Raw genomic sequence first — 23,924 nt, 5'->3', positions numbered from 1 at the left:
GCGGGTTGGAAGATTGGTCTGGAACCCAGGCTAGACTTCTCGCCATGCAGCGGTTCTGGAGGTCGGTGTTCTGGGCACTTGTGTTCGGGCTGGGTCTCGGGGTAGTCCGGGCGGGCGGAGCCGGTGCGCTGCCGCCAGTGCCGGGGCCGCGCACCGTGCCAGTCATCGTCATGAACTTCTCTGCGGGCGACCCGGACGGCGTGTTCGTCTGCCAGGACGGCTCGACTGTGTTTATTGAGCAGGTGGGGTTTACTGAGCAGGTGGGCGACACACTGCGGCTCACCCGGCGTGGGGAAGTGTATTCAAATGGGCAGGTTCTCTGGAAGGCGGGCGCAAATCAGAGCTACAGGCTGACACTGGGCCAGTCCGTGCCGCTGATCTGCCGCAGTACCACTTCACGAGATGCGGCGCTGGTTCCTGGGGGCATTCAGAATTACCGCTGCTCGAACGCCGTCAGCCTGGCCGTCGTGCCGTTTCCGGAAGCGGTGGCCGTGACCTCGTTCCAGGCTGGGCAGCGCCCCGACATCGCTGGACTGTTGCCCCGAATCCGTTCGGCCAGCGGGGTCCAGTACCAGAACAGCGAGTGGACCTGGCTGACCGGGGGCCAGATGGGAACACTGATCTTTCACGGCAACACAGTGGCCCAGGGGTGCCGCCTGGAATAGACGGGCCTGGGCCGGAGCGGGTTGCCTGTGTTCAGCTTGCCGGGGCTTAGCTTATCGGGGTTCAGCGCCCGTAAGTCGCGGAAATACTCGTCTTGGCGAGCGTCGCGCCGTTGAGGTTGAAGCCGACGTAGGCGGCCGATGCGCCAGCGGGCAGATCGAGCGTCTTGTTGAGGGCGTAGAGGGTGAAGATGTAGTGGTGGGGCGGGCCGGGAGGCGGGCAGGGGCCGGTGTAGCCGGGTGTGCCGCCGTCGTTGTTGCCCTGCAGGGTTCCGGCGGGCAGATTGAAGGTGCCCGACCCCGCGCCCTTATCGAAGCTGGTCGCGCTGGCGGGGATGTTGTAGACCACCCAGTGCCAGAAGCCGCTGCCGGTGGGCGCGTCGGGGTCGTAGGTGGTCAGCACGTAGCTGAGCGTTCCGGCGGGCGCGCCGCTCCAGCTCAGCGCTGGGGAGACGTTCATGCCGCTGCACCCGCCGCTGCCGACCTGCTCTTGTGGCACGGTGCCGCCGTTGCGAAACTGGGCGCTGCTGAGCGTCAGCGTGCCCGCGCCGACGTCGGGAGCGGGCTGGGCCACGCTCAAGCGACCCTGGGCTTCGCGCATCATGCCCGTGCCCATGCCGCTGCTGGTCTGGGTGGGCGCGCAACTCGCCAGCGCCAAGCCGCCGAGCAGCAGCGTTCCCTGCATCAATCTGTTCATAGTGGACCTCCGTTCACACCCACTCTGGACCCTGGGAAGCTTCGATGTGGAGCCATTCTCTTCACGCAATGTTTAGAGGTCCAGTTTCGAGTGTTCAACGCTCGCCGTAGAGGCTGGGGCCGGGCCGCTATCATGCCTCCAAAGAAGGAGAATCCATGACCGACGCGCCCAAGCCTGCCGCTGCCCGTCCCAACGACTGGAACTTCAGTGACTGGAAACTGAGCGACTGGGAAGCGCTCGCCCGCAAAGACCTGCGCGGCGCTGATCCCGGGACGCTCAGCCACCTGACCCCCGAGGGGCTGACCCTCAAGGCCCTCTACACCGCCGCCGACACCGCCGACCTCGATTCCGGTCTGCCGGGCCTGCCGCCCTACACGCGTGGTCCGCGCGCCACCATGTACGCCGCCCGGCCCTGGACCATCCGGCAGTACGCGGGCTTCTCGACGGCCGAGGAGAGCAACGCTTTTTACCGCCGCAATCTGGCCGCCGGGCAAAAGGGCCTCAGTGTGGCCTTCGATCTGGCGACCCACCGGGGCTACGACTCCGACCACCCGCGCGTGACCGGCGACGTGGGCAAGGCGGGCGTGGCGATTGACTCCGTCGAGGACATGAAGATTCTCTTCGACGGCATTCCGCTCTCCGAGATGTCGGTCTCGATGACCATGAACGGCGCGGTGTTGCCGATTCTGGCGGCCTTCATCGTGGCTGGAGAGGAGCAGGGCGCGGCGCTGGCCGAACTGTCCGGCACCATCCAGAACGACATTCTCAAAGAATTCATGGTGCGCAACACCTACATCTACCCGCCCGCGCCGAGTATGCGGATCGTGGCCGACATCATCGAGTTCACGGCCCGGCAGATGCCGCGCTTCAACTCCATTTCCATCTCGGGCTACCACCTTCAGGAAGCTGGAGCCAACGCCGCGCTGGAGCTGGCCTACACCCTGGCCGACGGGCTGGAGTATGTGCGGGCGGCGCTCGGCAAGGGCCTGGGCATCGACGAGTTCGCGCCCCGGCTGTCGTTCTTCTTCGCCATCGGCATGGACTTTTATACCGAGATCGCCAAGCTGCGGGCCGCCCGGCTGCTGTGGGCCGAGCTGCTGGCTCCCTTCGAGCCGCAAAACCCGCTCAGCAGCGCCCTGCGAACCCACTGTCAGACTTCCGGCTGGTCGCTGACCGAGCAGGACCCCTACAACAACGTCGTCCGCACCGCTGTCGAGGCGCTGGCGGCGGTATTCGGCGGCACCCAGAGCCTGCACACCAACTCGTTTGACGAGGCCATCGGGCTGCCCACCGACTTCTCGGCGCGCATCGCCCGCAACACCCAGCTGATTATTCAGGAGGAAAGCGGCATTCCGAAGGTGGTCGATCCCTGGGGCGGCAGCTACCTGATGGAGCGCTTGACGGCCGATCTGGCGAGCGAGGTCCGCAAGCTGATCGCCGAGGTCGAGGAACTGGGCGGCATGACCAAGGCGGTGGCCTCGGGCCTGCCCAAACTCAGGATCGAGGAATCGGCGGCCCGCAAGCAGGGGCGCATTGACCGGGGCGAGGACGTGATCGTGGGCGTCAACAAGTACCAGCCCAGCCAGCCGACGGCGGTGGACGTGCTGCAAATCGACAACGACAGTGTGCGCGAAGCCCAGTTGCGCCGTCTGGAACAGGTGAAGGCGGGGCGCGATCTGGCAGCGGTAGAACGCACTTTGAACGCACTCACCGAGTGCGCCCGCACAGGCGAGGGCAATCTGCTGGCGCTCAGTGTGGAGGCGATGCGGGCGCGGGCGACGGTGGGCGAGCTGTCGGTGGTGCTGGAAGGGGTCTGGGGCCGCCACAGCGCCGAGGTGCGCACCCTCAGCGGCGTCTACGCCCAGGGCTTCGAGCACGACGAGGGCTTCGCCGCTTTGCAAGGCGAGATCGAGGCCTTTGCCGAGGCTGAGGGCCGCCGCCCCCGGATGCTGGTCGTCAAGCTGGGGCAGGACGGCCATGACCGGGGCGCGAAGGTGATCGCCACCGGCTTTGCCGACCTGGGCTTCGACGTGGACGTGGGGCCGCTGTTTCAGACGCCGGACGAGGCCGCCCGCCAGGCCATCGAGAACGACGTGCACGTGGTCGGCGTGTCGAGTCAGGCGGCAGGCCACCAGACCCTGATTCCGGGCCTGATCGCGGCGTTGCGGGCCGAGGGCGCGGGCGACATTCTGGTGATCGCGGGCGGCGTAATTCCCCAGCAGGATTATGCGTCGCTGCGGGCTGCTGGGGTGGCGGGCATCTTCGGCCCCGGCACGCCGATCTTGCAGTCGGCGCGGGAAGTGCTGGGGCTGCTGTCTGGGCGGCAAGCCACTGCGCTGACCCACCCCCTCCCGGCCTCTTCTGCCGGAGATGAGGAGTAAAGGAAAAATCCCGCCATGCCCTTGTCACTGGAGAGCAGCCGGGCAGGAGGGAGCAAGTGCAAAAGCCGGAAGCCAGAGATCAATGAAAAGGAGCCGCCTGGAAAACCATCCGGGCGGCTCCTTTTCATTGATCCACGTCGGTCAGGTGGACCAGGACTTACCCTCAGCCCAGTTCCACGCTGCTCAGTCCCCAGGTCAGTAGCGTCAGGGCCGTCAACGACAGCGGCAGCACCCCTAGCAGGGCGGGTGGTAGCACGGCCCACAGGCCCGCCGTCAGAATGGCGACCCCGGCGGCGCTGCCGATACGGACTTCCAGTGAGGTGCTGCCGGTCCAGCGCGTCAGCAGGGCGGTGAGGCTGAGCGCCGAGAGGGGCAGCACCAGTGCGGCCAGCACCAGCACGCTGCCGGTCAATATGGGCACGTGCAGCACCACCATCCCGATCAGCACTACCAGGGCCGCCAGCCCGCCGCCGAGGACGCCTCCCGGCAGCACCTGGCCCAGCCACGCTGCTCCCCTCGACACCGGCCAGGTGATGCCAGCGGGGCTGCCCAGCGAGCGGGTCAGCGGCTCGGCCCCCAGGGTCAGCGCTCCGGCCAGCACCAGCGCGGGCAAATGCAGCGGTAGCGCGAAGCCGATCAGGACTCCCGCGAGGGCCGCCGCCCCCAGCAGCACCACTTCGGGCGAGGTGCGAAGTTGCAATGTGGTGCGCCACAGCATCGCTCCCGCCGCGCCCCAGGCCGCCGGAAACGCGCGGAGGGCGCGCCGGGGGGGCCGGGCCTGTTCCATCCGCAGCGGTGTTTTCGGCAGCTTGTACTTGCGGCGCAGTCGCCACAGCCACAGCGTCTGTGCGTGCTGGGCCAGCCGGGCGGGCGGATGCTTAAGCTGCGGCCAGCCCAGCGCCACGCTGAAGATCAGCACTGCCAGCACACTCAGGCCGAGCGCTCCCCAGCCGAAATAACCCAGCGCAGGCAGTAGTGACAGCGCCCACACCGGAGCCGGTGAGCGGGGTGTCTGCCGGGCCACGTAGGTCAGCCAGCCGAGCGCGAAACGGGCCAGGATCAGCGCCGGAAACAGCAGCAGAGTCTGCCAGCCCTGCGAGAAGATCAGGAGCAAGACGCCCAGCAGCAGCGCCATACCGACGCCGGGAGCCACCGCCCGCAGCGTCGGCCACACCAGCGTTTGCCGGGTGGGCAGTGGGGTCAGCAGCAGCGCGACCTCGCGGCGGTCCAGCCAGAACGGCGGCCAGCGGCCCAGGCTGCCGCTCAGCAGCGCGGCCACCGAGAGGCCCGCCAGCCCCCACACCGGCACATGCGGCGGCGGCAGCGACTGGCGAATGCTGATCAGTACCAGTACCGCGAAGGTGCCGCCGTAAAGGGCCAGCACCACGGTCCCGGAGCGGCGCATCCAGCCCCACCAGTTGAGCCAGCCGCGCCCCAGTGAGATCAGGTAGAGATACTGCAACGTGCCGTTCAGCGGCTGGTTCCTTGCAGCGCGCCCACAGCGACCTGACGCACGCCCTTCATCTGTGCCAGTTCACCGCCGTGGGTGGTCAGCACGGCGCTGCGGCCCTCGGCAGCCAGGGCACTCAGGCCGTCGCGCAGCACCTGACGCGAGTCGGTGTCAAGCGTGCCGAACGGTTCGTCGAGCAGTGTCAGCGGCCTCTTGAGGCCCAGCGCCACTGCCAGCCCGACTTTCTGGCGGGTGCCACGCGACAGTTCCGCTGGAAACTGATCGAGCCGGTGCCCCAGTCCGAAGGCATTCAGGGCGGTGTGGAGATCTTCGAGCGGCGCGGCGTAGGCCAGCGAGGCGAACTGGGCGTGCTCGGCGATGGTGAGGTCGTCGTAGAGTTCGGCCTCGTCGGGCACGAAGGCCAGACTGGCGCGGCCCGCCACGGTACGCGGCGGGTGGCCCAGCACCTTCACGCTGCCGGAACTGGCGATCAAACCGCACAGGACCCGCAGCAGGGTGGTCTTGCCCGCGCCGTTGCCGCCGGTCAGGTGCAGGAGCTGGCCCGGCTTGACGTCGAGATCAACGTCGTGCAGCACGCGGGCGGCTCCCAGGGTTACGGAAAGGTTACGGGCAATCAGCACCCGGCAAGTATGGCAGAGTCGCCCGAAAGGAAACCGGGACAACGCGCCGCGCCGCAACTTCGCCGCTGCCTGGCCCGTACTTCACTCCATGCTTCCCCTCAAGGTCTTCGTTCAGGTCTTTGCCCTGGCATCCCTCCTGCCGCCTGCTGCCGCTGACGTGACCAGGACGCCGATCAGTGCCGCCCGCCCTACTGCCTTTTACTCTGCCGCCTTCAAATCGTGCACCATTGGCGACCTGCACCTCACCACCGATGCTGTCGGCACGGTGCGCTTTCTCCAGTACGGCCAGAACATTCCCGACAACAGCTTGCGGGTGCGCCAGAGCTATGACCGCGCCGGGCGACTGACCGGCATCAGCGTGGTCTGGAGCGGCTTCGCGGGGCAGATGCTGGACGCGCGGGCCGCCTATGACGTGCGTGGGCGGCTGATCAGGGAAACTGGATATCGTCGCAGCGGTTTCAATACCCCGCTCAAAAAGTATCTGAAGTCGGTGCCGCCGGGAACCAGGTGCTCAGGCGGCTGAAGTGGACTTCTGTCTGCGGATGGCCAGGCACGCCCTCACCAGTTCTTTAGCTCTCAGGGCGGACGAACGCTTCCAGGCTAGAGTGTGAAAAATCGCACGCTGAATTGGTGGGAAGCCATCCCACATTATTGTGATGTTTTTTACAAAAAGCCATTCAGTTCGCCTGGTTTCCAGCAGTGACCCTGTCTTAGCCTTCGTTCAAGGTCAAACCATTCCACCTGAAACGAACGTGCTGGAGGGAAGTGACGGTTCATCTGTCCCACCCGGTCAGATGTGCGCCCACCGCTGCTCCGGGGGACTGGCCACCGCCGCCGCTTTGCCAGATGCCTGTGCGTACTCGGCGGATAACGTGCCCGCATGTTGATGCTTCCCTCGATGCAGGCCGTCGTGCAGACCGCCGAACAGCCCGCGCCCTCGGTTCTGGAACTGTTGTTCTCGGAGCCGGGCTTCAATACCCGGCTGCGTTTCGGAGACGGGCAGATCACCGGCGTTCGCAGCGCCCTGCTGCCGAGCTGGAGCACCTCGCTCCTGCGCCTGGGCGTCAATCCCGAGGCCATCGTCAAGGCGCAGCTTCAGAGCCGCCAGGCCGACGATGTCCTGGCTTCACTGCTGGAGACGGGCCACCTGGAACAAGACCATCTGGCGCGGCTGACCCGTGAGCGGGTACTCAGTTCGCTGCTGCCGCTGGTGTGGCGCTCGGCCCTGGTGAAAATCAGTGGCGCGGCGGCCCACCCGGTGTTGCCGCTGACGAGTGCCGATGCCATGCAGAGTGTCAGCGCCGCCGAGCGCCACGCCGGGCAACTCAGTCAGGCCGAGCGGGCGCTGTTTCTGGAAGACCGATTCGTGGCCTCGCCGCTGGCCAGTGCCCAGGCGGTGGGCAGCCAGGAGGCGCAGACGGTCTACCAGTCGGCCCTGCATGGCCTGAATCTCGGTGAAACGGCCCAGCGGCATTCGCTGCGCTGGGACGTGCTGACCGGTACCGTGACCCGCCTGCTGGCCACCGGAGCGCTGCGCCCGGTCCAGACGGGCAAGCGCACGCGCGAGGTGGCCCACCGCCTGAACGTCGGTGAGGTGGCCCCGGACTTCTGCCTGCCGGACTTCGGCGGCGGCGAGGTGCGCCTGAGCGAATTGCGCGGCAAGAAAACCTGGCTGATCTTCAACCGCCAGAGCACCTGCGCGCTGTGCAACCCGCACCACCTCCAGATCATCGCCCTCAGCGAAAAGATGCGCCAGCAGGGCGTGCAGATCGTCTCGGTGTGGGGCAGCACGGTGGCTGACCTGTCACTGGGCATCGGCAAGTTGCGCCCGCCCTACCCGGTGCTGGCCGACCCACTCGACGAGACCTATGACCGCTACGGGCTCAACCACAGCCTGCGCGGGTTTCTCGATCTGCGAAATCTGCCCACCGCCCTCAGCGGCCTGAAGATGATGGGCGCGGCGGCCCTCAAAGACGACGGCGAACTCACCCGCATGCCCGCCGAGTTTCTGATCGGCGAGGACGGCCGCATCGAGACGGCCCACTACAACGCCTACGGAGCCGACTGGCTGCCGATGGAGCGGCTTCTCGACTGGGCCGGGCACAACTGAAGCGGCCCCTATCGGAACCCCCGATAGCCTAAGCGTCAGCCGCACACTAACCCGATGGACGCCGTCTCGGCGCGGGTGCATCATAACTGCATGACCTTCACCCTGCCCCGCTTTGGCCGCCGCTCCATCACCACCGAGTCTGTTCAGCCTTCCACCCCTTCGGTGACTGCTGCCCCCTCAGCGCTGACCGAAGACGTGCTGATGGAAGTCGTGCTGCCCGAGGGCCGCGCCCTGCCGCAAGTCGACGGCTGGACGCTGCGCCTGTGGCCCCAGGCCCGCCTGGGCGACGCCACCTTGCAGGCCCACCCCCAGAACGCCGCTGCCACGCTGGCTGACCTGAATGCCGCGCTTCACGCCCAGGGCGTCATGACCCTGGGCCTGGTGCGCCGCCGCGCTGCGTAACATCAGCCGCTGATTTTCAGCAAGCGGGTAGGGTAGGGCGGGTTCACCTTGAAGGTGCGTCCGCCTTCTTCATTGGTGAGGCGCTGGGATGTTCGACGTTTGACAGGTCAGGCCCGTTGTCCCGCTCTTGCAGGTGACGAGGGTTTTTGCGATCTGCAACGCTCAGCACCGCCAATATTTTCAGCGCGAAACCTGAAACCTCCGAGGCTACGACTGATCGTCAGCGCTTTGCTGAGGCCTGCCGCTGACTGCAGCCGCTGCCGCTTCCACCAGTGATTCCAGGCTGGGCGAGGTCGCCATCCAGACCCGCTCGAAGCCTGCGGCGCGGGCAGCGTCGGCGGTCTGCGGCCCCATCGCCGCCACGCTGAAGTCCGTCCCGGCCAGATCAGCCAGGTGCCGCGCCGCGCTGCCGGAGGCCAGCGTCACCACGTCGGCGGCCTTGAGGCGTTCCAGCTCGTTCTCGCTCGGCGCGGCGGGCACGGTGCGGTACAGTTCGGCGCGCTGGTACTTCAGGCCGCGTGCGTCTAGGGCGTCTTGCAGTTCGGCCTCGGCCAGTTGACTGGTCAGGTGCAGCACCACCTCGCCCGGCTGGGCAGGCAGCTCGGCCCCCAGATGCCGCGCTCCCGGTGTCTGGGGCACGAAGTCGGCTCTCAGGCCATGCTCCTGCAAGCTGCGGGCCGTGCTCGGCCCGACGGCTCCCAGTTTGACGCCGCCCAGCGCACGGGCATCCAGTCCCAGGCTGTCCAGCTCGGCAAACAGCGCCGTCACCGCCTGATTGCTGCTCAGCAGCAGCCAATCCACATTACGGAGGTCACGCAGCCTGGTGTGCAGAGCGTCCGGTTCTCCCGTGGCCTCGAAGCGGATCAGCGGGACTTCCAGCACCTCGGCTCCTCTGGCCCGCAGCAGGTCTGGCAGGGCGCTGGAGCTGTCGCGGGTGCGGGTCACGGCCACCTGCTTGCCCAGCAGCGGGTGGCCGAGTTCGGCGGGACTCTCGAACCATTTCAGCCTGTCTCGCAGGCGCGCCACCTCGCCTACCACCGTCACGGCGGGAGCTTCCAGGCCCGCTTTCTCGACCTCGGCGGCAATGGTGCCCAGGGTGCCGGAAGCGACGCGCTGCTGCGGCGTGGTGCCCCACTGGATGGTGGCGGCGGGTGTGTCGGGACTGCGGCCCGCCGCGATCAGCTCGGCGGCAATCGTGCTGAGGTTGCGAACGCCCATCAGGAGTACCAGCGTATCGATGCCGCTGAGGCGCTCGTAGTGGGCGTCGCCCTCCCTGGTGTTGCCGGTCAGCACTGCGAAACTGCGGGCGTCGCCCCGGTGCGTGACTGGAATGCCCGCATAGGCTGGGGCGGCGATGGCGCTGCTGATGCCCGGCACGATCTCAAATGGGACGCCCGCGTCCACGCACGCCTGGGCCTCCTCGGAGCCGCGCCCGAACACGAACACGTCGCCGCCCTTGAGCCGCGCCACCCGCTGCCCGCCGTTCATCTGTGCCTGCTCGACAATCAAAGCGTTGATGTCCGGCTGGCTGATATACTCGGAAAAGCCCTTCTTGCCCACATAGATGGTGCGGGCCTGCGGAGCGTGCCGGAGCAGTTCGGGGTTGGCGAGGTAGTCGAACAGCACCACGTCGGCTTGTGCCAGGGCCGCCTGGCCGCGCAGGGTGAGCAGACCCGGATCGCCGGGGCCAGCGCCGATCAGCGATACGAAGGCACGCGAAGAATTCATGAACGCAGGGTAACGGGTGGGGCCGGGGACATGTGGGCCAGCCCTTAAGAAGAGGGTTTACCCTCGGGTTATGAACTACAAGTTGATCGATTATCAGGGCCAGGGCTTCGTGGTGATGGGCGCGCACGATTTCAGCCGCTGGCGCGACTCACTCAGCCGACGCTTCGACGACAGTGGCGATGCCGGAAACCTGCATCTACACGTGCGGGTCAACGGTGAGGACCGCACCTTCAATAATGTTGACGATTACCTGGAGGAATTCACCGTGCGCGACATCACTGACGAGGACGCCCGCGTGCTGGCCCGACTGTTCGCCATTGACCGCGACGCCCACCACGCCTGGTACGGCCAGCACGACATGTTCCGGCCCTTCGCTGGTAAGTAACCGAGAAAGAAAATGAATGAGCGCTGCGCCCCGGTTTGAGTCGGGGCGCAGCGCTCATTCATAACCCACTAGCGGTAACGGCTCAGGTTCACCGCCAGCCGAAACGTCTTGCCGGTGGCGTCTGTGAAGCGCAGCGTGCCGCTGGCCCCGTCCAGGCGGACTGGAACCTTGAAGTGGTACATCACGATGCCGGTGTAGCGCACCCCGATTTCGCCTGCCGTGCGCGGATACAGCGACGAAGAGGTATCGGACTTGTCTGTACTGGTGGAGTTGAAGGTCTGGCCGCCGAGCGTGAGGCGCGCCGCCGAAAACTTGGCCTGAAAGCTCTGGTCTTCAGGCGTGGAGCCGTGGGCATAGACCAGAAACTCGATGGTGTGGTCCGGAACCTGGGTGCGTTCGCGGGCCTGCTGGGGCGTGATCGGGTCTTCGCCCAGGGCCGAGAGGAAACTCTCGTAGCGGGTGCGCTCCAGCGGCGTTCCAGCCAGGACCGCGTCCACCGAGCCGTTCTGGGCTTCGAGCTTGAGGGCATCGGGCACCGCGTAGACCAGATATTCGCCACCTGGATAGCCGGAATCTGTGTTCTGGGCGAGCTTCTGCCCGGCGTCGTAGGCGTTCTGAATCTGGGCGGCGGTGGGGGCGGCGGTGTAAGCCAGCGCGGGCCAGAGGGTCAGCAGTGACAGCAGGATCACCTGGCGCGGCACATTGAAGGCATGCAGCTTCGTCATCTTACTGAGACTTCGGCACGCTGAAGACGAAGATGGTGGCCGCACCCGTGGTGCTCCAGATGCTGCGTGAGGCGTTGCCGGACGCCGCCGCCACGTACTGCTGATCGCCGACGGTGTAGGTCGGAACGCCGCCCGCCACCGCGCCGCCAGTGCGGAAGCTGTAGAGCGTCTGACCGTTTTTGGCGTCCAGCGCCAGGAAGTCGCCGTTGAGGTTGCCAGTAAAGATGACGCCGCCCGCCGTGGGCGTCACTCCCGCGATCATCGGGGTGGGCATCTTGACTTTCCAGATCGGCTCGCCAGTGCTGGCGTTCAGTGCCTGGGTCCAGCCGCGTGCGTCTTTGGCTGGGTCCTGGGTGGCGCTGCCGCCGAAGTAGAAGCTGCCCTCGGCGTAGCGGGTTTCACCGATCTTGTAGTCGGCGCACCAGTCCACGCTGTTGACGATCAGCGTGTTGTTGGCCGGATCGAGCGCTGGGCCGTTCCATTCGACGCCGCCCAGCGAGCCGGGGCAGTCGCGCCGTCCGGTCAGCGAGGTGGGCTTGTCGGCATTGAGGTGGGTGGTGACTTCCTGCTTGCTGACCAGCTTGTGGGTGGCGCGGTCATAGATGTAGAGCCAGCCGCCCTTGTTGGCCACTGCCATCAGCTTCTGGCCGTTCTGGGTGTAGATGATGGGGGCCGCCGCTGTGTCCCAGTCGTGGGTATCGTGGGCCACCTGCTGCTCGTACCAGGCCAGCTTGCCGCTGTTGCTGTCGAGCACCACCACCGAATCGGTGTAGAGGTTGTCGCCGGGGCGCAGGCCGCCGTTGAGGTCGGGGGCCGGGTTGCCGATAGAGACATAAAGCAGGTGGCTGACCGGATCGAGCGTCAGGGTGGTCCAGATCGAGCCGCCGCCGTGTTCCGCGCCTTTTTTCCAGGTGTCGCCTCCCGGCTCGTTGCCGGTGGGAATCACGCCGAAGTTCCAGATCGGCTTGCCGGTGTTGGCGTCGAAGGCCCCGATGACGCCGTTGGCTCCCCAGTCGGCTCCCGCCGCGCCCATGTAGACCTTGCCGTTGTAGGCCGTCGGCGCAGCGCTCAGGAAGTAGCCCTTGGTGCTGTCGGCGATCCAGGTGTTCCACAGCATTTTGCCGGTGGCGGCGTCCAGGGCGATCAGGTGCCCGTCGGTGGTGCCGCGAAACAGCTTGCCGTCATAAAGGGCCACGCCTCGGTTGACCGGAAACGGCTCGGCTCCCGTGGGCGTGTAGTCCGATTCCCACAACTTGGTGCAGGTGTCGGCCTTGAGGGCGTAGGTATTGCGCGGGGTGGTGATGTACATGACGCCTTTGTAGACCACCGGCCCGGTCTGGAATGCGCCGGTTTCGCCCACCTGAAAAACGCACTTGACCTGCAGATTCTTGGCGTTGGTGGGGGTGATCTGATTGAGCGGCGAATAGCGCTGGCCGTCCAGTGTGCGGTTGTAGGCAGGCCACTCGCCGTCGGCCACCGCTGTGAGTTCGCTGTCACTGGGCGCGTTGCCGCTGGCCTGTCCGGGCGCAGCAGTCATGGCTTTGGGCAGGCCGGTGACGGCGGGTGCGGGTGGAGCCGCGTCCGCCGATTTGCCTGTCGAGGGCGCGGTCAGTTTCACTTTCAGATTCTTGGTGCTCAGTGCCGTCGTGCCCGCTTGGTATCCGTCCTTGGACAGAATGAAGGCGGTCACGTCCAGGTACTGCTTTTGCGACAAACTGCCGGGGGCGCTCAGCGGCATCTGCTTGGAAATCACGTCGTAGAGGTCACCCACCGGATGCTTGCCGTTGGCCCACTTCGCCAGAAAGCCGCTGCCGACCAGTGTGGGGCCAGCGCCGCCCTGCAAGTTCACGCCGTGACACGCCTGGCAGTTGGCGGTATACACGCCCTGACCGGCAGAGACCTGCGCGGCGGTGAAGCTGGGCGCACTGCTGGCCTTCGGACTGGCCGCGTTTGCTGCTGCTGGCGGGACGGCCAGGGCTACCGTCAAGCTGATGATGCTGGCGCTGCCCACGACGAGCGAGGCGAAAGGAAGAGGTAAGAATCGTCTGTGCATAGGTTCCCCCTGGAGGTTACGACCTGTTTTTATGCGCCTGGCGGCGTCAGAACAGGATCTCAAGTTTCCTCCCGACCCTGCTCCCAGGGATTTTTATTCAGATGAAAGCTTGGTAACATTTCATCTAGTTAAAGAAAGATTGAAGGGCATTGCTCTGGAGCAGAAACTGGGCATGCTGACGTCAGCACGGAACACGCTCACCAGACCATGCCAGATGTTCAATCCCTGTTTACGGAACGTCGAGATGTCACTCGGAGCGTGGGTGAAGTGCTGGCCGTCTTCTTCAGATCGGAAGCCCCTGGAGACTTTGTGCTTGGCGTACCAGGGTCGCACATCGCGTTCGGCCTGGTTGTGATCAAGAGGGACACCTTCGCCGTGTAGGAAGCGCAGCACCTCAAGGCTAGATTCCGTCCCGGCAGTTGTGTATTGGCCAGAATGGACCCCACCAGGAGCCTGGCCACTTTGTTCAACTCGTCGGCCAGGAACTGAGGTCGCTGGGGGACTGGCGGTCAATCCTGCGTCTATTGATAACGGCTTAAATCGGGGTTTGAGCCATCAGGCGCTGCGGGAGTCGGATGTAGCGAATTCGTTGCCACCCTGATCGAAGCCGGGTTTTGAGTTCTTTGGTGGTCTTGGCGCAGAAGTTTCTCAGGATATTGCGCTTGATGTAGGCCCAGACTTTCTCAATTGGATTGAGTTCTGGCGAGTAGGGCGGAAGATAGACCAGTGACAGGCGCGGGTGGGTTTCCACGAAGGCTGAAACAGCCTTCGCCCGATGAATCGCAGCATTGTCGAGCACCAGAACCAGGTCACCGGAAATGTGATGCAACAGATGGTCGAGGAACCTCAGCACGTCAGGTGTTTTGATGGATCCCGATTGAGTGTGCTGCAGAAACTGACCTTTGGACGTGATCGCACCAATGGTCGATAATTTGTGCCAACTAGCGGGGAGACGCACGACGGGTGTCTTCCCACGCACGGCCCAGGTTCGCCGTACGACTCCCTTCAGGCTGAAGCCAACTTCATCCAGATAAATCAACGTTGCGCCGTCCTCGACCTTTTTTTTCGACCTCTGGGCGCGTGATCTGCACCCAGGTTCTCACGGCCTGCTCGTTCTGTTCCAAAGCGCCTTTCTGAGGTCGTTGGAGAGAGAAGCCCAGTTGATGGAGCAGCTTGCGAACGTGGTCAACGTGGTACCACACCCCGAGCTGACGACCAATGAGGTCACGGACACGGGGCGTCGTCCAGGTCTCATCCGGGAAGTGGTGAGCACGCGCACCCTCCTGCAGGAGGGTGCAGAGCTGTTGGCGTTGTTCACTGGTTAGCCGGGACGGACGACCGGTAGTAGGGGTCGCTTCTAGTCCGCCCTGGTAGCGAAGCCGTTCTTTCCAGCTGTAAATGGTATTGATCGAGACACCGAAGGTATCGGCAATCTGCTGGTTGGGTGTGTCACCTGCCTGGATTATGGGGAGCGCTGCGAGACGCCGCTCCTCAAGCTGAGCACGCGTGTATTTCGAAGGTTGCCAGGCTGCCATATCCTGCCCAGTTTAGCAACCTGAATTTATGCCCGTATCAATAGTAGGGAACCGAGCCGGTGTTCAAAGGCGATCTTGATCTCGGTGGTCAGCGTGCCTCACTGCGGTGGGTGATGTACCAAGCGCAGTGCGTCCCGAAGCTCTCATACCCACACTTGGCCGAGCATCACGGTTAGGCCGCGCAGTTCGCGTAGCAGGTGAGCCCCGTATAGGGCATGCTGAGCGGAAATCTTGAACAACGGGCTCCAGGTATCGTGTACCACGACGCCCTTGAACTGCGGCAGTACGTTCCTGGTCTTCAGCGCGGCGAAGCCTTGCTCGGGGGGTGGCCCTACAGCGTGGGCTGCGTTCAGCTCACCACATGCATCCAATGGAGCTTGCCAGTGACTTTGCGGCTAGGGTCTGTCTGGCTAAGTTTGATAGAGTCGTCTGTCATGGGCAGAACAGATCTCACGCCGGAACAATGGGCAAAACTGGAGCCTGAATGGCCAGGTAACCCCCGGCACGGACATGCCTACAAGCCGCATCTGCCGGTCACCAATGGCATTCTCTGGCGGCTGAAGACGGGAGCACCGTGGCGGGACATCCCAGAACGGTATGGCCCCTGGGAAACGTGTTGGGATCGCTTCACCCGCTGGTCACGCGATGGCACCTGGAAACGCGTCCTCGTGGCCCTCCAGGTCAAGGAAGATGCTCAGGGAAAGATTGATTGGGACGGCGCGTCCCTGGATAGCACCAGTTGTAAAGCCCACCGCGCTGCGGTGGGCGCACGAAAACAGCCAGCTAAGCTGGAAAAAAGGGGGCACTCAACGATGAGTGGCTCGGCATCAGCCGTGGAGGACGAAACAGCAAGATCCACGTGCTGACCGAGGGAAAACGCCGCCCGTTGGCCGTGCTGGTGTCGGAGGGTCAGGCCAGCGACCCGACCTACCTGCTTCCCCTCCTTGACGAGGTCTGCATCCGGCGGCCCGGTCCGGGCCGCCCTCGGAAGCGTCCGCCGATGGTGCGTGTAGATCGTGCGTACGGTGCACGGAAGTACCGTCAGCAACTGCGGAGCCGCAAGATCGTCTGTGTTTGTCCTGAACGCAAGGATGCCAAGAAAGCGCGGTTGAAGAAGGGCAGTCGTGGAGGTCGGCCCCCGAAATTCGACGCTGAAGCCGACAAGGGCCGCCAGGTGGTGGAATGCAACATCAATCGGCTCAAGGATTTTAGAGCACTCGCCACCCGCTACGAAAAACGTGGACATCAGTTTTTAGCCGTTGTACACGTTGCGTGCATTGTCCTCTGGCTCTGAAAACTCAGCCAGACAGACCTTAGGCCCCTACTGGGGTCCGTTCTGGCCAAGATGCTGCTGGTCTCGTCGGTGTGCAGGACGCGTCGCTGAAGGCGTGCGGCTTTCAACTGCGGCTCAATTCCCTCCAGCTGCGCTGCGGCCAGACTGGGGTTCAGGACGATGATGCCTTCACTGGAACGCGCTCCGCACACGGCTTCGAGAATCTTTGTCGTGCGTTCCAGCGGCACGAAGTGTGCCGTCTTCAGGTAGACCGCCATTCCATGCACCTGTGGTCCGTACTGTAGTTGGCCAGGGACGTCATCTGGAAAGGGTGCGTGCTAATGGTGCCCACACCCTGGGCAGATTTTGACGTTTGCGCGGTGCGCGCTTACCTGCAAGCGGAGTTCCGGCAGGCCACCTGTATCTGTCCCTGGACCTCCACCGTCTCCCACGCATGGCCGCACCCGCACTGCCCAGTGGGCCTCAATGAAATGATCTCATCGGGACGGTCAGCCATCTTGAGGGTCTTGCCCACCCCTGGGCCTTCTACAGAGTGTCCCGGCTGGGCGGCTGACCGGAGGTTGCGCTCTCTCGATTGAGGCGGGCCTTGATCGCCTGAAGTTCGGCCAGTACCTCAGACGACTGGGCTTCCGGACGTTTGCTGTGGGGGCAGACGTCCCCGCTGATGCCTTACTCTATCCAACTCGCCGTAGTGATCTGGAACGCGCTGTCGGACATAAAGTTGAGTGGCGCGTCCTCATTATTGTGGTCCTGCCCCGCCCTTGCCGCACTCCGCCTCCCTGGGCGCGGAGTGCGTGCTGGAGTGCATGCTCTAGACTGCCGGGCATGGACTTTCCAACCGACCTTCAGGCCCAGGGGACCACCGCGACTGAGGCGCAGGCCGCTCTGCGCGGCAACGCCATTTCGCTGCTGCTGGTAGACGATCATCCGGTGGTCCGCAAGGGCACCCGCGAGCTGCTGGAGGGTCAGAGCGATCTACATGTCGTGGGCGAGGCCGACAGCGGTGAGCTGGCGGTTGTGCGTGCCCGTGAACTGAGGCCCGACGTCATTCTGATGGACGTCTCGATGCCCGGCATGAACGGCATTGAGGCCACCAAGCTGATTAAGGCCGAGCGGCCCGGCGTGGGCATCCTCGTGTTGACCAGTTACGACGACGACGCCTACATTTTCGCGCTGCTGGAAGCGGGGGCGGCAGGCTACCTGCTCAAGAATGCCGGTGAGGAGGAACTGCTCGGCGCGGTGCGGGCGGTGGCGGCGGGGGAGAGCGCCCTGACTCCGGCAGTGGCCCGCAAGGTTCTCAAGCGCTTCAGCGCCCAGAGCACGCCCAGCCCGGTGGACGAGTCGCTTTCGCCGCGCGAACTGGAAGTGCTGCGGATTGCCGCCACGGGCCGCACCAACAAGGAAATCGCCCGCGACCTCGACATCTCGCCGCGCACCGTGCAGGTGCATCTGGCCAACATCTTTTCCAAGCTGGATGTGGGCAGCCGCACCGAGGCGGTGCTCTACGGCATCAAACGCGGCTGGATCGATCTCGGCAGTGCAGAGTAGACCAACCGCTGGGGCAGGGCTGCTACACTCCCAAACGTCATGCTCAAGTCTCCCTACTCCGGCGGCCACCTGGAAGTGATCGTCGGCCCGATGTTCAGCGGTAAATCTGAGGAACTGATCCGCCGGGTCAACCGCTCGGTGATTGCCCGGCAGCGCGCGGTGGTGTTCAAGCCTGCCATCGACACCCGCTACCACCTGACCCGCGTCGCCAGCCACTCCGGCCAGAGCGCCGAGGCGGTGGCGGTGGGCAGCACCCAGGAGGCCCGCGCCTACCTCAGCGGCGAGGGCGGTCTGTTCGGCCTGCCCACTGATCTGCCTCAGGTCGTTGCCTTCGACGAGGCGCAGTTCTTCGACGCCGGGCTGGTGCCGCTCGCGCTGGAACTGGCCGACCAGGGTGTGCGGGTCATTCTGGCGGGTCTGGACCTCGACTTCCGGGGTGAACCGTTCGGTGTGATGCCCGAGCTGCTCTCCAGGGCCGAGAGCGTGGAGAAGCTGACGGCCATCTGCATGGTCTGCGGCGCACCCGCCACCCGGACCCAGCGGCTGATCGGCGGCGTTCCGGCCCGCTTCGACGACCCGGTGGTGCTGGTCGGCGCGCAGGAAGCGTATGAGGCCAGGTGCCGCGTTCACCATCAGGTGCGGTCAGCGGTCAGCATTTCCTGAAGTTGAGCGCTCCTTGAACTTGATGCTGCTCAGCATTTTGCCCAGCGCTCCTTTCTGGGCCGGGGTCGCCTGCTTGGCGTAGGTGGACTGAAACGACAGCAGGTTTCTGGCGCTGACGCCGTACCAGATGCTGGTGTGAACCGTGACCCCGTTGGCCTTGACGGTCAGGTCATATTCGCGCTGGGTACCCTTGATGCCGCCGACAGTGACTGGGCGCGTGCTGAGGCGTTTGACGGTGCCCCGGCCGTCGCCGCTCATGGAGCCTTCCAAGCCGCCAATAAACTCGCTGAGGGCCTTGGCGTCGTTGCCGGTGCTCTTGTAGGGCGCGTAGAACAGTTGCAGTACCACCGGCGGCGGCGTGCCTGGCGCAACCACCAGAATGCCGGGCAGGTCGTTGGGATAGGCGCGCTGGGCCCACCCGGCGGGCACGTCAGCCTGGAAGGGAGCGGTGGTACGGGTCAGCGGAACGGCCAGGGCGCTCGCCAGCGTCAGAAGCGGCAGAGCGCTCAGCCTTGAAATGATTGCAATTGTGGACATGAGGCCCGGAGTATACCCGGCCTCAGACCAGCGCCGCTTCTCCCACAGCACTGCTTATCGCTGGGCTGCCCACCAGTGCCCGCCAGCTCTGTACCTGGCCGATCTGCACCGTGACGAAGCGCTCCAAAGCGCGCCACACGCCGGGGCGCTGCTCGGGCGGCAGCGGCGCGTCCATCGAGGCCCGCACGCTGCGCCTGGGGACTTCGCGCAGAAATTCGAGGCGCTCGGCGGGGTGCGGCGGCTGATTGGAGCAGGCTCCGCACAGCAGTTGCCCGCCCAGCGGATCGGGGTACGCCGGGTCGGCAGTGCCGCAGCGGGCGCACTGGCGGGTGCGCGGCGCGAAACCGGCCAGCGAGAGCAGCTTGTAACTCATGACCAGTGCCACCCATTCGGGGTCGGCGTGGTGCGACACCCCCCGCAGCGCCCCGGCGTAGAGGTCGAAGGCCTGCTCCGAGAACTCGCCCTCCTGAAACAGCGCGTCGGCCAGTTCCGAGAGCAGGTGGGCGTAGGGGTGGCGCTCCGGTTCACACAGATGCGGCAGCGCGCCTTCCAGAATGCTCTGCTTGACAGTGGCGAGGTCGTTTTGCGGCGTCTGGTAGAGCTGCACGCCGACGTGGTGAAACAGGTTCAGGTGGCTGGCCTGCGGTCCGCGCACCCCGCCGCGCGCAATCGCCTTGATCTTGCCCTGCGGCGTCAAGAGCGTCACGATGATGTCGCCCGCCGGGGTGACCCTGCGGCGCATGACGATGCCGCTGCGGTTGGTGCTGCGCGTGCTCAAGCTCTGCTTCTCACTCCAAGATGTTAGCGCCTGAGCAGAATAAGGGGGGCGTTCTCGTTACGGTTCGGAAAAGAGCCTGCCCGTTCGGAGGGACTCGCAGCGGAAAAGGGGCGGCAACTTCCATTGCCGGGAGCCGCCTTTTTTATACTGCTGGGCATGAGCGATCACACCGAACACGACCTGCTGCGCGAACTGTTCCCGGAAACGGCGCGGGAACTGTTCGGCGACGCCCACATTCCCCGCGAGACGCTGGGCCTCTACCCGGTGGCGGATGGCCGACTGGCGCTGATCAGCGGCGCGCAACTCGCCGAGTTCACGCCGATTGATCCCAAGGGCAACAAGGCCCTGCACTGCGATCTATGCCACTACACCCGCTCACGCAGCGAGGCCGCCTTGTACCGGGTGGTGGTGGGCGCGCGCCGCAGCCGCTACCTGACATTGTGCATCGCCACCGAGAGCTGTCAGCAGCGGGCCGGAAAGGAAGGCGTGCGTGGCCTGGCTGAGCGGATTTTCCCGATTGAATCGCCTTACGTCGAGTAGGTGCTGGGCGGCGCGGCATCGTCGTCTTTACAAGCGCGGCCAGGATTGTATACAATATCCACATGACGCTGAGTGAGGTGAAGCCGCCAGTTTTCGAGCGCCCGACGCTGGTGCGCGAAGGCGTCTACCAGCACCTGCGCGGGGCCATTCTGGGCGGCGAGTTTCTGCCGGGCGAGCGGCTGGGCGAGGTCGAACTCGGCGCACGGCTGGGGGTCAGCCGGACCCCGGTCCGCGAGGCCATGATGCGGCTGACCCAGGACGGGTTGATTGATACCGAGGCCAACAAGGGCGTGCGGGTGCGGCGGCTGGGCCTGCCGGAAATTACCGAAACCTACGTGGTCCGCGAAGAACTCGACGGTCTGGCGGCGGCCCTGGCGGCGGAGCATCACAACGTCGGCGACGCTGCTGCCCTGCGCTCGGCGCTGGCCCAGCTCGACCACGCCGCGCCTGGCGATTACCGCGAGCAGACCCTGCTGGATCTGGCCTTTCACCGCCGTGTGGTGGAGGCCGCCCACAACGCCGTGCTGCTCTCGCTCTGCCGCGACCTGGAAGTGCGGGTGGCCTTGATCAAACACCAGACCCGCACCTCCAACGCCTACATTCACACCCATGATCAGCACGCCGCCATTCTGGAGGCCGTGCTGAGCCGGGACGCCCAGGCTGCCCGCCAGGCCGCCCGGCATCACGTCCGCACTTTTGGCGCGCTGGTGCTGGCCGATCTTGGGGCCGCCCCGGCGCACGCCGCCCACACAGGAGAAACAGCATGATCGAGCAGCTCTACCGCAAGACGATACTGACGGTGGCCGGAAACAAGGCGGTTGAGGGTGTCATGCGCTCACGCGGGTGGGGCCTGGCCCAGCGCTTCGTGGCGGGCCACCAGGCCGACGACATCATTCAGGCGGTCAAGGACCTGCAAAAAGACGGCATCGGCGGGCTGCTGGACCTGCTCGGTGAGTTCGTGGACAGTCCCGACACCGCCAATGCTTTTGCCGAGCAGATTCTGAGCCTGGTTGATCAGGCCGCCGCCGCTGGCGTTCAGCCGTACATCACCGTCAAACTGTCGGGCCTGGGTCAGGGCCTGACGGTAGACGGCGAGGATCTGGGTCTGATCAACGCCCGCCGCATTATCAGTCGCGCCAAACCGCACGGCGGATTCCTGGCGCTGGATATGGAAGATCACCCCCGCGTGGACGTGACCCTGGCGCAGTTCCGGACGCTGTCGCAGGAGTTCGGCCACGACTTCGTCGGCACGGTGCTGCAAAGCTACCTTCACCGCACGGCGGCTGACCTGGCCGCGCTGGCCGACCTCAAGCCCAATCTGCGAATCGTCAAGGGCGCATATCTGGAGCCGGAGAGCGTCGCCATGCAGGACAAGGCCGACATCGATGCCAGCTACCGCAGACTGGTCTACGCCAACCTCAAGGCTGGCAATTACACCAACGTCGCCACCCACGACGGCGGCATCATCGACGACGTGAAGATGTTCGTGCTGGCGCACGGCATTCCGCGCGAGCAGTTCGAGTTTCAGCTGCTCTACGGGGTGCGCCGCGACCTGCAAAAGCAGCTGGCGAGCGAGGGCTACCGTGTCCGGGCGTACATCCCCTACGGCCACGACTGGTATCCCTACTTCTCGCGCCGCATCGCCGAGCGCCCCAGCAACGCCCTGTTCGTGCTGCGCGGCATGTTCGGCGGCTGAGGCCGCGTCCCATGAGCGCCCACTTTCCTGATCCTGACCACATCAACGGCTTTTACCTGGGCCAGTTTTTTGGGTTGCTCGGCTGGACGACACGTTCTGGTGAGGCCGACCACGCGCTGTCGGCCTTCGATCCGCAGCGCTCCGAGGATGCCGTATATGTGGCTCAGTTGCTGCTGCCCAGCCTGGACAGCCTCAGCGAAACGCAGGACGCCGCGCTGGCCCGCACCTGGGCCTACGCCTTATCCGAGTTCGACGACCGCGACCTGAACTGGTTCTTGCTGGGCCGTCTGCCCAATTTGCCCGAACACCCCCGCGAGTTTCTGAGTCAGGTGGCCGCCCAGTTGTATCCGCAGGGCCTGCCGCAGGTAGACGCCCAGATGCGGCGACTAGATTTGCCGAACGAGTCGCTGTTTGATTTAGCTTGACCGTTTGTTACACCGTTTATTAAGGAGTATTCCATGATCAAAGTTGAACCCTACCGCCCGCAGGCCTTCATCGATTTTACCCTTCAGGCCAACGTGGACGCTTATCAGGCGGCCCTCGCCAAAGTTCGCGCCGAGTTGCTGGGCAAGCACTACCCGCTGGTCATCAACGGTGAGCGCGTAGACACCGCTGAAAAGCTCTACAGCACCAACCCCTGCGACACCTCCGAAGTGGTGGGCAGTACCGCCAAGGCCACCGTTGAAGACGCCCAGCGTGCCCTCGACGGCGCGTGGGTGGCCTGGGCCGAGTGGAAAACATGGAGCATGGACGCCCGCGCCCGGATTCTGCTCAAGGCAGCGGCCATCCTCAAACGCCGCCGCCTGGAAGCTTGTGCCCTGATGACCCTGGAAGTCGGCAAGAACTACGCCGAGGCCGATGTGGAAGTGGCCGAGGGCATCGACTTCCTGGAGTACTACGCCCGCGAGGCCATGAAGTATTCGGGCTTCGGGGCCGCCGAGACCACCTGGTTCGACGGCGAAGAAAACGGCCTGATGTCGATTCCGCTGGGCGTGGGCGTGAGCATCTCGCCGTGGAACTTTCCTTACGCCATTTTCGTGGGGATGCTGGCCGCCCCGATTGTCGCCGGTAACTGCGTGATCGCCAAGCCTGCCGAGGATTCGGGCATGATTGCCGGGTTCGTCGTGGACGTGCTGATCGAGGCTGGAATGCCCGCTGGCGTGCTGCAATTTTTGCCGGGCGTTGGTGAGGAAGTGGGCGAGTACCTTGTCCAACACGCCAAGACCCGCTTTATCACCTTTACCGGCTCGCGCAGCGTGGGCCTGCACATCAACGTGGCGGCGGCCAAGGTCCAGCCGGGCCAGAAGTGGCTCAAACGTGTGATCATGGAACTCGGCGGCAAGGACGCCCTGATCGTGGACGAAACCGCCGATTTGCCCAACGCTGTGACCGCTGCGGTGCAGGGCGCGTTCGGCTTCAACGGCCAGAAGTGCAGCGCCATGAGCCGCCTGGTCGTGGTGGACAGCGTGTACGACGAGGTGGTCAATGCCTTCGTGGAGCGTACCAAGGCGCTGACCATCGGCACTGGTGAGGCCAACTGCAACGTCACCGCCGTCGTGAATCAGGAATCGTTCGACAAGATCGGCCAGTACCAGCAGATCGGCAAGGGTGAGGCCACACTGCTGACCGGCGGCGAGACGCCCGGCGAGTGCGGCGGCAAGACAGGCCACTACGTGCAGCCGACCATCTTCGGTGACGTGCCGCAGGACGCTCGCATCGCCCAGGAGGAAATCTTCGGGCCGGTGGTCTCGGTGTTCCGCGCCCGCGACTTCCAGCACGCGCTCGACCTCGCCAACTCCACCGAGTATGGCCTGACCGGCGGCGTGTGCAGCCGCAACCGCGCCCGGCTGGAGCAGGCCCGCGCCGAGTTCGAGGTGGGCAACCTTTACTTCAACCGCAAGATCACCGGAGCCATCGTGGGCGTGCAGCCGTTCGGCGGCTACAACATGTCCGGCACCGACAGCAAGGCGGGCGGCCCGGAGTACCTGGGCAACTTCTTGCAGTTCAAGGCGGTCACCGAGCGGTTCTGAGCCGGGAGTAAAAGGGAGGGGCCGTCTGAATGGGCGGCCCCTCTTTTCGTTTTTTGACAAATAAAAAGC

The 23,924-nt window shown here is 65.0% G+C and carries 23 protein-coding genes and 2 pseudogenes; 14 read left to right on the top strand and 11 right to left on the bottom strand.

The annotated features are described in order from the left end of the window. Positions 1-44 precede the first annotated feature (44 nt). Entirely contained in the window at positions 45-665 is a 621-nt protein-coding gene (locus N0D28_RS11785; RefSeq protein ID WP_260559710.1) for an MliC family protein, read from the top strand. Between the two features lie 61 nt (positions 666-726). Here N0D28_RS11785 and N0D28_RS11780 read toward each other — a convergent pair whose 3' ends face one another. Then, entirely contained in the window at positions 727-1,359 is a 633-nt protein-coding gene (locus tag N0D28_RS11780) for a YbhB/YbcL family Raf kinase inhibitor-like protein (RefSeq protein WP_260559709.1), read from the bottom strand. Between the two features lie 155 nt (positions 1,360-1,514). Here N0D28_RS11780 and scpA point away from each other — a divergent pair, with 155 nt between their 5' ends. Beyond that, positions 1,515-3,740, top strand: coding sequence for a methylmalonyl-CoA mutase (scpA, locus tag N0D28_RS11775; protein WP_260559708.1), 2,226 nt, complete (start codon positions 1,515-1,517; stop codon positions 3,738-3,740). A 163-nt stretch (positions 3,741-3,903) separates the two neighbouring features. Here the strand turns inward: scpA and N0D28_RS11770 are convergent, their stop codons facing one another. Both N0D28_RS11770 and N0D28_RS11765 read right to left on the bottom strand, forming a co-directional pair. After that, entirely contained in the window at positions 3,904-5,202 is a 1,299-nt protein-coding gene (locus N0D28_RS11770) for a hypothetical protein (protein WP_260559707.1), read from the bottom strand. An 8-nt stretch (positions 5,203-5,210) separates the two neighbouring features. Further along, positions 5,211-5,768, bottom strand: a pseudogene (locus tag N0D28_RS11765) (ABC transporter ATP-binding protein); the annotation flags it as partial. 151 nt (positions 5,769-5,919) lie between these two features. Between N0D28_RS11765 and N0D28_RS11760 the strand changes: the two are divergent. The 3 genes from N0D28_RS11760 to N0D28_RS11750 all read left to right on the top strand — a co-directional run bounded on the left by N0D28_RS11760 (position 5,920) and on the right by N0D28_RS11750 (position 8,343). Beyond that, the gene (locus N0D28_RS11760; RefSeq protein WP_260559705.1) at positions 5,920-6,354 is read left to right on the top strand and encodes a hypothetical protein; all 435 of its coding nucleotides are present in this window, start codon (positions 5,920-5,922) and stop codon (positions 6,352-6,354) included. Between the two features lie 357 nt (positions 6,355-6,711). Then, positions 6,712-7,941: a redoxin domain-containing protein gene (locus tag N0D28_RS11755; protein WP_260559704.1), complete on the top strand. Its 1,230-nt coding sequence runs from the start codon at positions 6,712-6,714 to the stop codon at positions 7,939-7,941. Between the two features lie 54 nt (positions 7,942-7,995). Beyond that, on the top strand, positions 7,996-8,343 hold the full coding sequence (locus N0D28_RS11750; protein ID WP_260559703.1) for a hypothetical protein: 348 nt from the start codon (positions 7,996-7,998) through the stop codon (positions 8,341-8,343). 207 nt (positions 8,344-8,550) lie between these two features. Here N0D28_RS11750 and cobA read toward each other — a convergent pair whose 3' ends face one another. Further along, positions 8,551-10,071, bottom strand: coding sequence for a uroporphyrinogen-III C-methyltransferase (gene cobA, locus N0D28_RS11745; RefSeq protein ID WP_260559702.1), 1,521 nt, complete (start codon positions 10,069-10,071; stop codon positions 8,551-8,553). A gap of 70 nt (positions 10,072-10,141) precedes the next feature. Here cobA and N0D28_RS11740 point away from each other — a divergent pair, with 70 nt between their 5' ends. Then, complete coding sequence (locus tag N0D28_RS11740; RefSeq protein WP_260559701.1) at positions 10,142-10,456, top strand: hypothetical protein; 315 nt, start codon at positions 10,142-10,144, stop codon at positions 10,454-10,456. A 68-nt stretch (positions 10,457-10,524) separates the two neighbouring features. Here N0D28_RS11740 and N0D28_RS11735 read toward each other — a convergent pair whose 3' ends face one another. From N0D28_RS11735 to N0D28_RS11725, 4 genes and pseudogenes are all read right to left on the bottom strand, one after another. After that, a complete protein-coding gene (locus N0D28_RS11735) occupies positions 10,525-11,181 on the bottom strand; it encodes a hypothetical protein (RefSeq protein ID WP_260559700.1) in 657 nt (218 codons plus the stop codon). 1 nt (position 11,182) lies between these two features. Continuing rightward, positions 11,183-13,234 (bottom strand): outer membrane protein assembly factor BamB family protein, encoded by a 2,052-nt coding sequence (locus N0D28_RS11730; RefSeq protein ID WP_260559699.1) that lies wholly within the window; start codon positions 13,232-13,234, stop codon positions 11,183-11,185. 120 nt (positions 13,235-13,354) lie between these two features. Beyond that, positions 13,355-13,656 (bottom strand): annotated as a pseudogene (locus N0D28_RS15700) (IS66 family transposase); the annotation flags it as partial. A gap of 113 nt (positions 13,657-13,769) precedes the next feature. Continuing rightward, positions 13,770-14,769, bottom strand: a protein-coding gene (locus tag N0D28_RS11725; protein WP_260559698.1) for an IS630 family transposase whose coding sequence is annotated in 2 segments (ribosomal slippage) — positions 13,770-14,300 and positions 14,302-14,769 — 999 coding nt in all. Because the reading frame shifts where the segments join, the coding sequence is not laid out codon by codon here. A gap of 434 nt (positions 14,770-15,203) precedes the next feature. Here N0D28_RS11725 and N0D28_RS11720 point away from each other — a divergent pair. Next, positions 15,204-16,063, top strand: a protein-coding gene (locus N0D28_RS11720; RefSeq protein ID WP_260559697.1) for an IS5 family transposase whose coding sequence is annotated in 2 segments (ribosomal slippage) — positions 15,204-15,561 and positions 15,561-16,063 — 861 coding nt in all. Because the reading frame shifts where the segments join, the coding sequence is not laid out codon by codon here. Here N0D28_RS11720 and N0D28_RS15695 read toward each other — a convergent pair. Further along, a complete protein-coding gene (locus tag N0D28_RS15695) occupies positions 16,015-16,320 on the bottom strand; it encodes an IS66 family transposase (RefSeq protein ID WP_376777621.1) in 306 nt (101 codons plus the stop codon). The genes N0D28_RS11720 and N0D28_RS15695 overlap by 49 nt on opposite strands. A gap of 568 nt (positions 16,321-16,888) precedes the next feature. Between N0D28_RS15695 and N0D28_RS11715 the strand changes: the two genes are divergently transcribed. Further along, on the top strand, positions 16,889-17,611 hold the full coding sequence (locus N0D28_RS11715) for a response regulator (protein WP_260559696.1): 723 nt from the start codon (positions 16,889-16,891) through the stop codon (positions 17,609-17,611). Between the two features lie 39 nt (positions 17,612-17,650). Beyond that, positions 17,651-18,274, top strand: a complete 624-nt coding sequence (locus N0D28_RS11710; protein WP_260559695.1) for a thymidine kinase — start codon at positions 17,651-17,653, stop codon at positions 18,272-18,274. On the opposite strand, the gene N0D28_RS11705 is transcribed toward N0D28_RS11710, so the two are convergent. Next, positions 18,254-18,811 carry a DcrB/PsbP domain-containing protein gene (locus tag N0D28_RS11705; RefSeq protein WP_260559694.1) on the bottom strand — a complete coding sequence of 186 codons (558 nt, stop codon included), beginning with the start codon at positions 18,809-18,811 and terminating at the stop codon, positions 18,254-18,256. The two genes, N0D28_RS11710 and N0D28_RS11705, sit on opposite strands and share 21 nt — an antisense overlap. Positions 18,812-18,833: 22 nt before the next feature. Further along, entirely contained in the window at positions 18,834-19,589 is a 756-nt protein-coding gene (gene recO / locus N0D28_RS11700) for a DNA repair protein RecO (protein ID WP_260559693.1), read from the bottom strand. A 156-nt stretch (positions 19,590-19,745) separates the two neighbouring features. Between recO and N0D28_RS11695 the strand changes: the two genes are divergently transcribed. From N0D28_RS11695 to pruA, 5 genes are all read left to right on the top strand, one after another. Continuing rightward, a complete protein-coding gene (locus N0D28_RS11695) occupies positions 19,746-20,129 on the top strand; it encodes a hypothetical protein (protein WP_260559692.1) in 384 nt (127 codons plus the stop codon). Positions 20,130-20,191: 62 nt separating this feature from the next. Continuing rightward, positions 20,192-20,896 (top strand): GntR family transcriptional regulator, encoded by a 705-nt coding sequence (locus N0D28_RS11690; RefSeq protein WP_260559691.1) that lies wholly within the window; start codon positions 20,192-20,194, stop codon positions 20,894-20,896. Beyond that, positions 20,893-21,825 carry a proline dehydrogenase family protein gene (locus tag N0D28_RS11685; RefSeq protein WP_260559690.1) on the top strand — a complete coding sequence of 311 codons (933 nt, stop codon included), beginning with the start codon at positions 20,893-20,895 and terminating at the stop codon, positions 21,823-21,825. Before N0D28_RS11690 ends, N0D28_RS11685 begins: the two co-directional genes overlap by 4 nt. 11 nt (positions 21,826-21,836) lie before the next feature. Further along, positions 21,837-22,250, top strand: coding sequence for a hypothetical protein (locus N0D28_RS11680; RefSeq protein ID WP_260559689.1), 414 nt, complete (start codon positions 21,837-21,839; stop codon positions 22,248-22,250). A 33-nt stretch (positions 22,251-22,283) separates the two neighbouring features. Beyond that, positions 22,284-23,855, top strand: a complete 1,572-nt coding sequence (gene pruA / locus N0D28_RS11675; RefSeq protein WP_260559688.1) for an L-glutamate gamma-semialdehyde dehydrogenase — start codon at positions 22,284-22,286, stop codon at positions 23,853-23,855. Positions 23,856-23,924: the final 69 nt, after the last annotated feature.

The sequence above is a fragment of the Deinococcus rubellus genome, assembly GCF_025244745.1.
Classification (GTDB): domain Bacteria; phylum Deinococcota; class Deinococci; order Deinococcales; family Deinococcaceae; genus Deinococcus; species Deinococcus rubellus.
The sequence above is the reverse complement of the archived record's forward strand: the minus strand, read 5'-3'. Positions and strand labels throughout refer to the sequence as shown.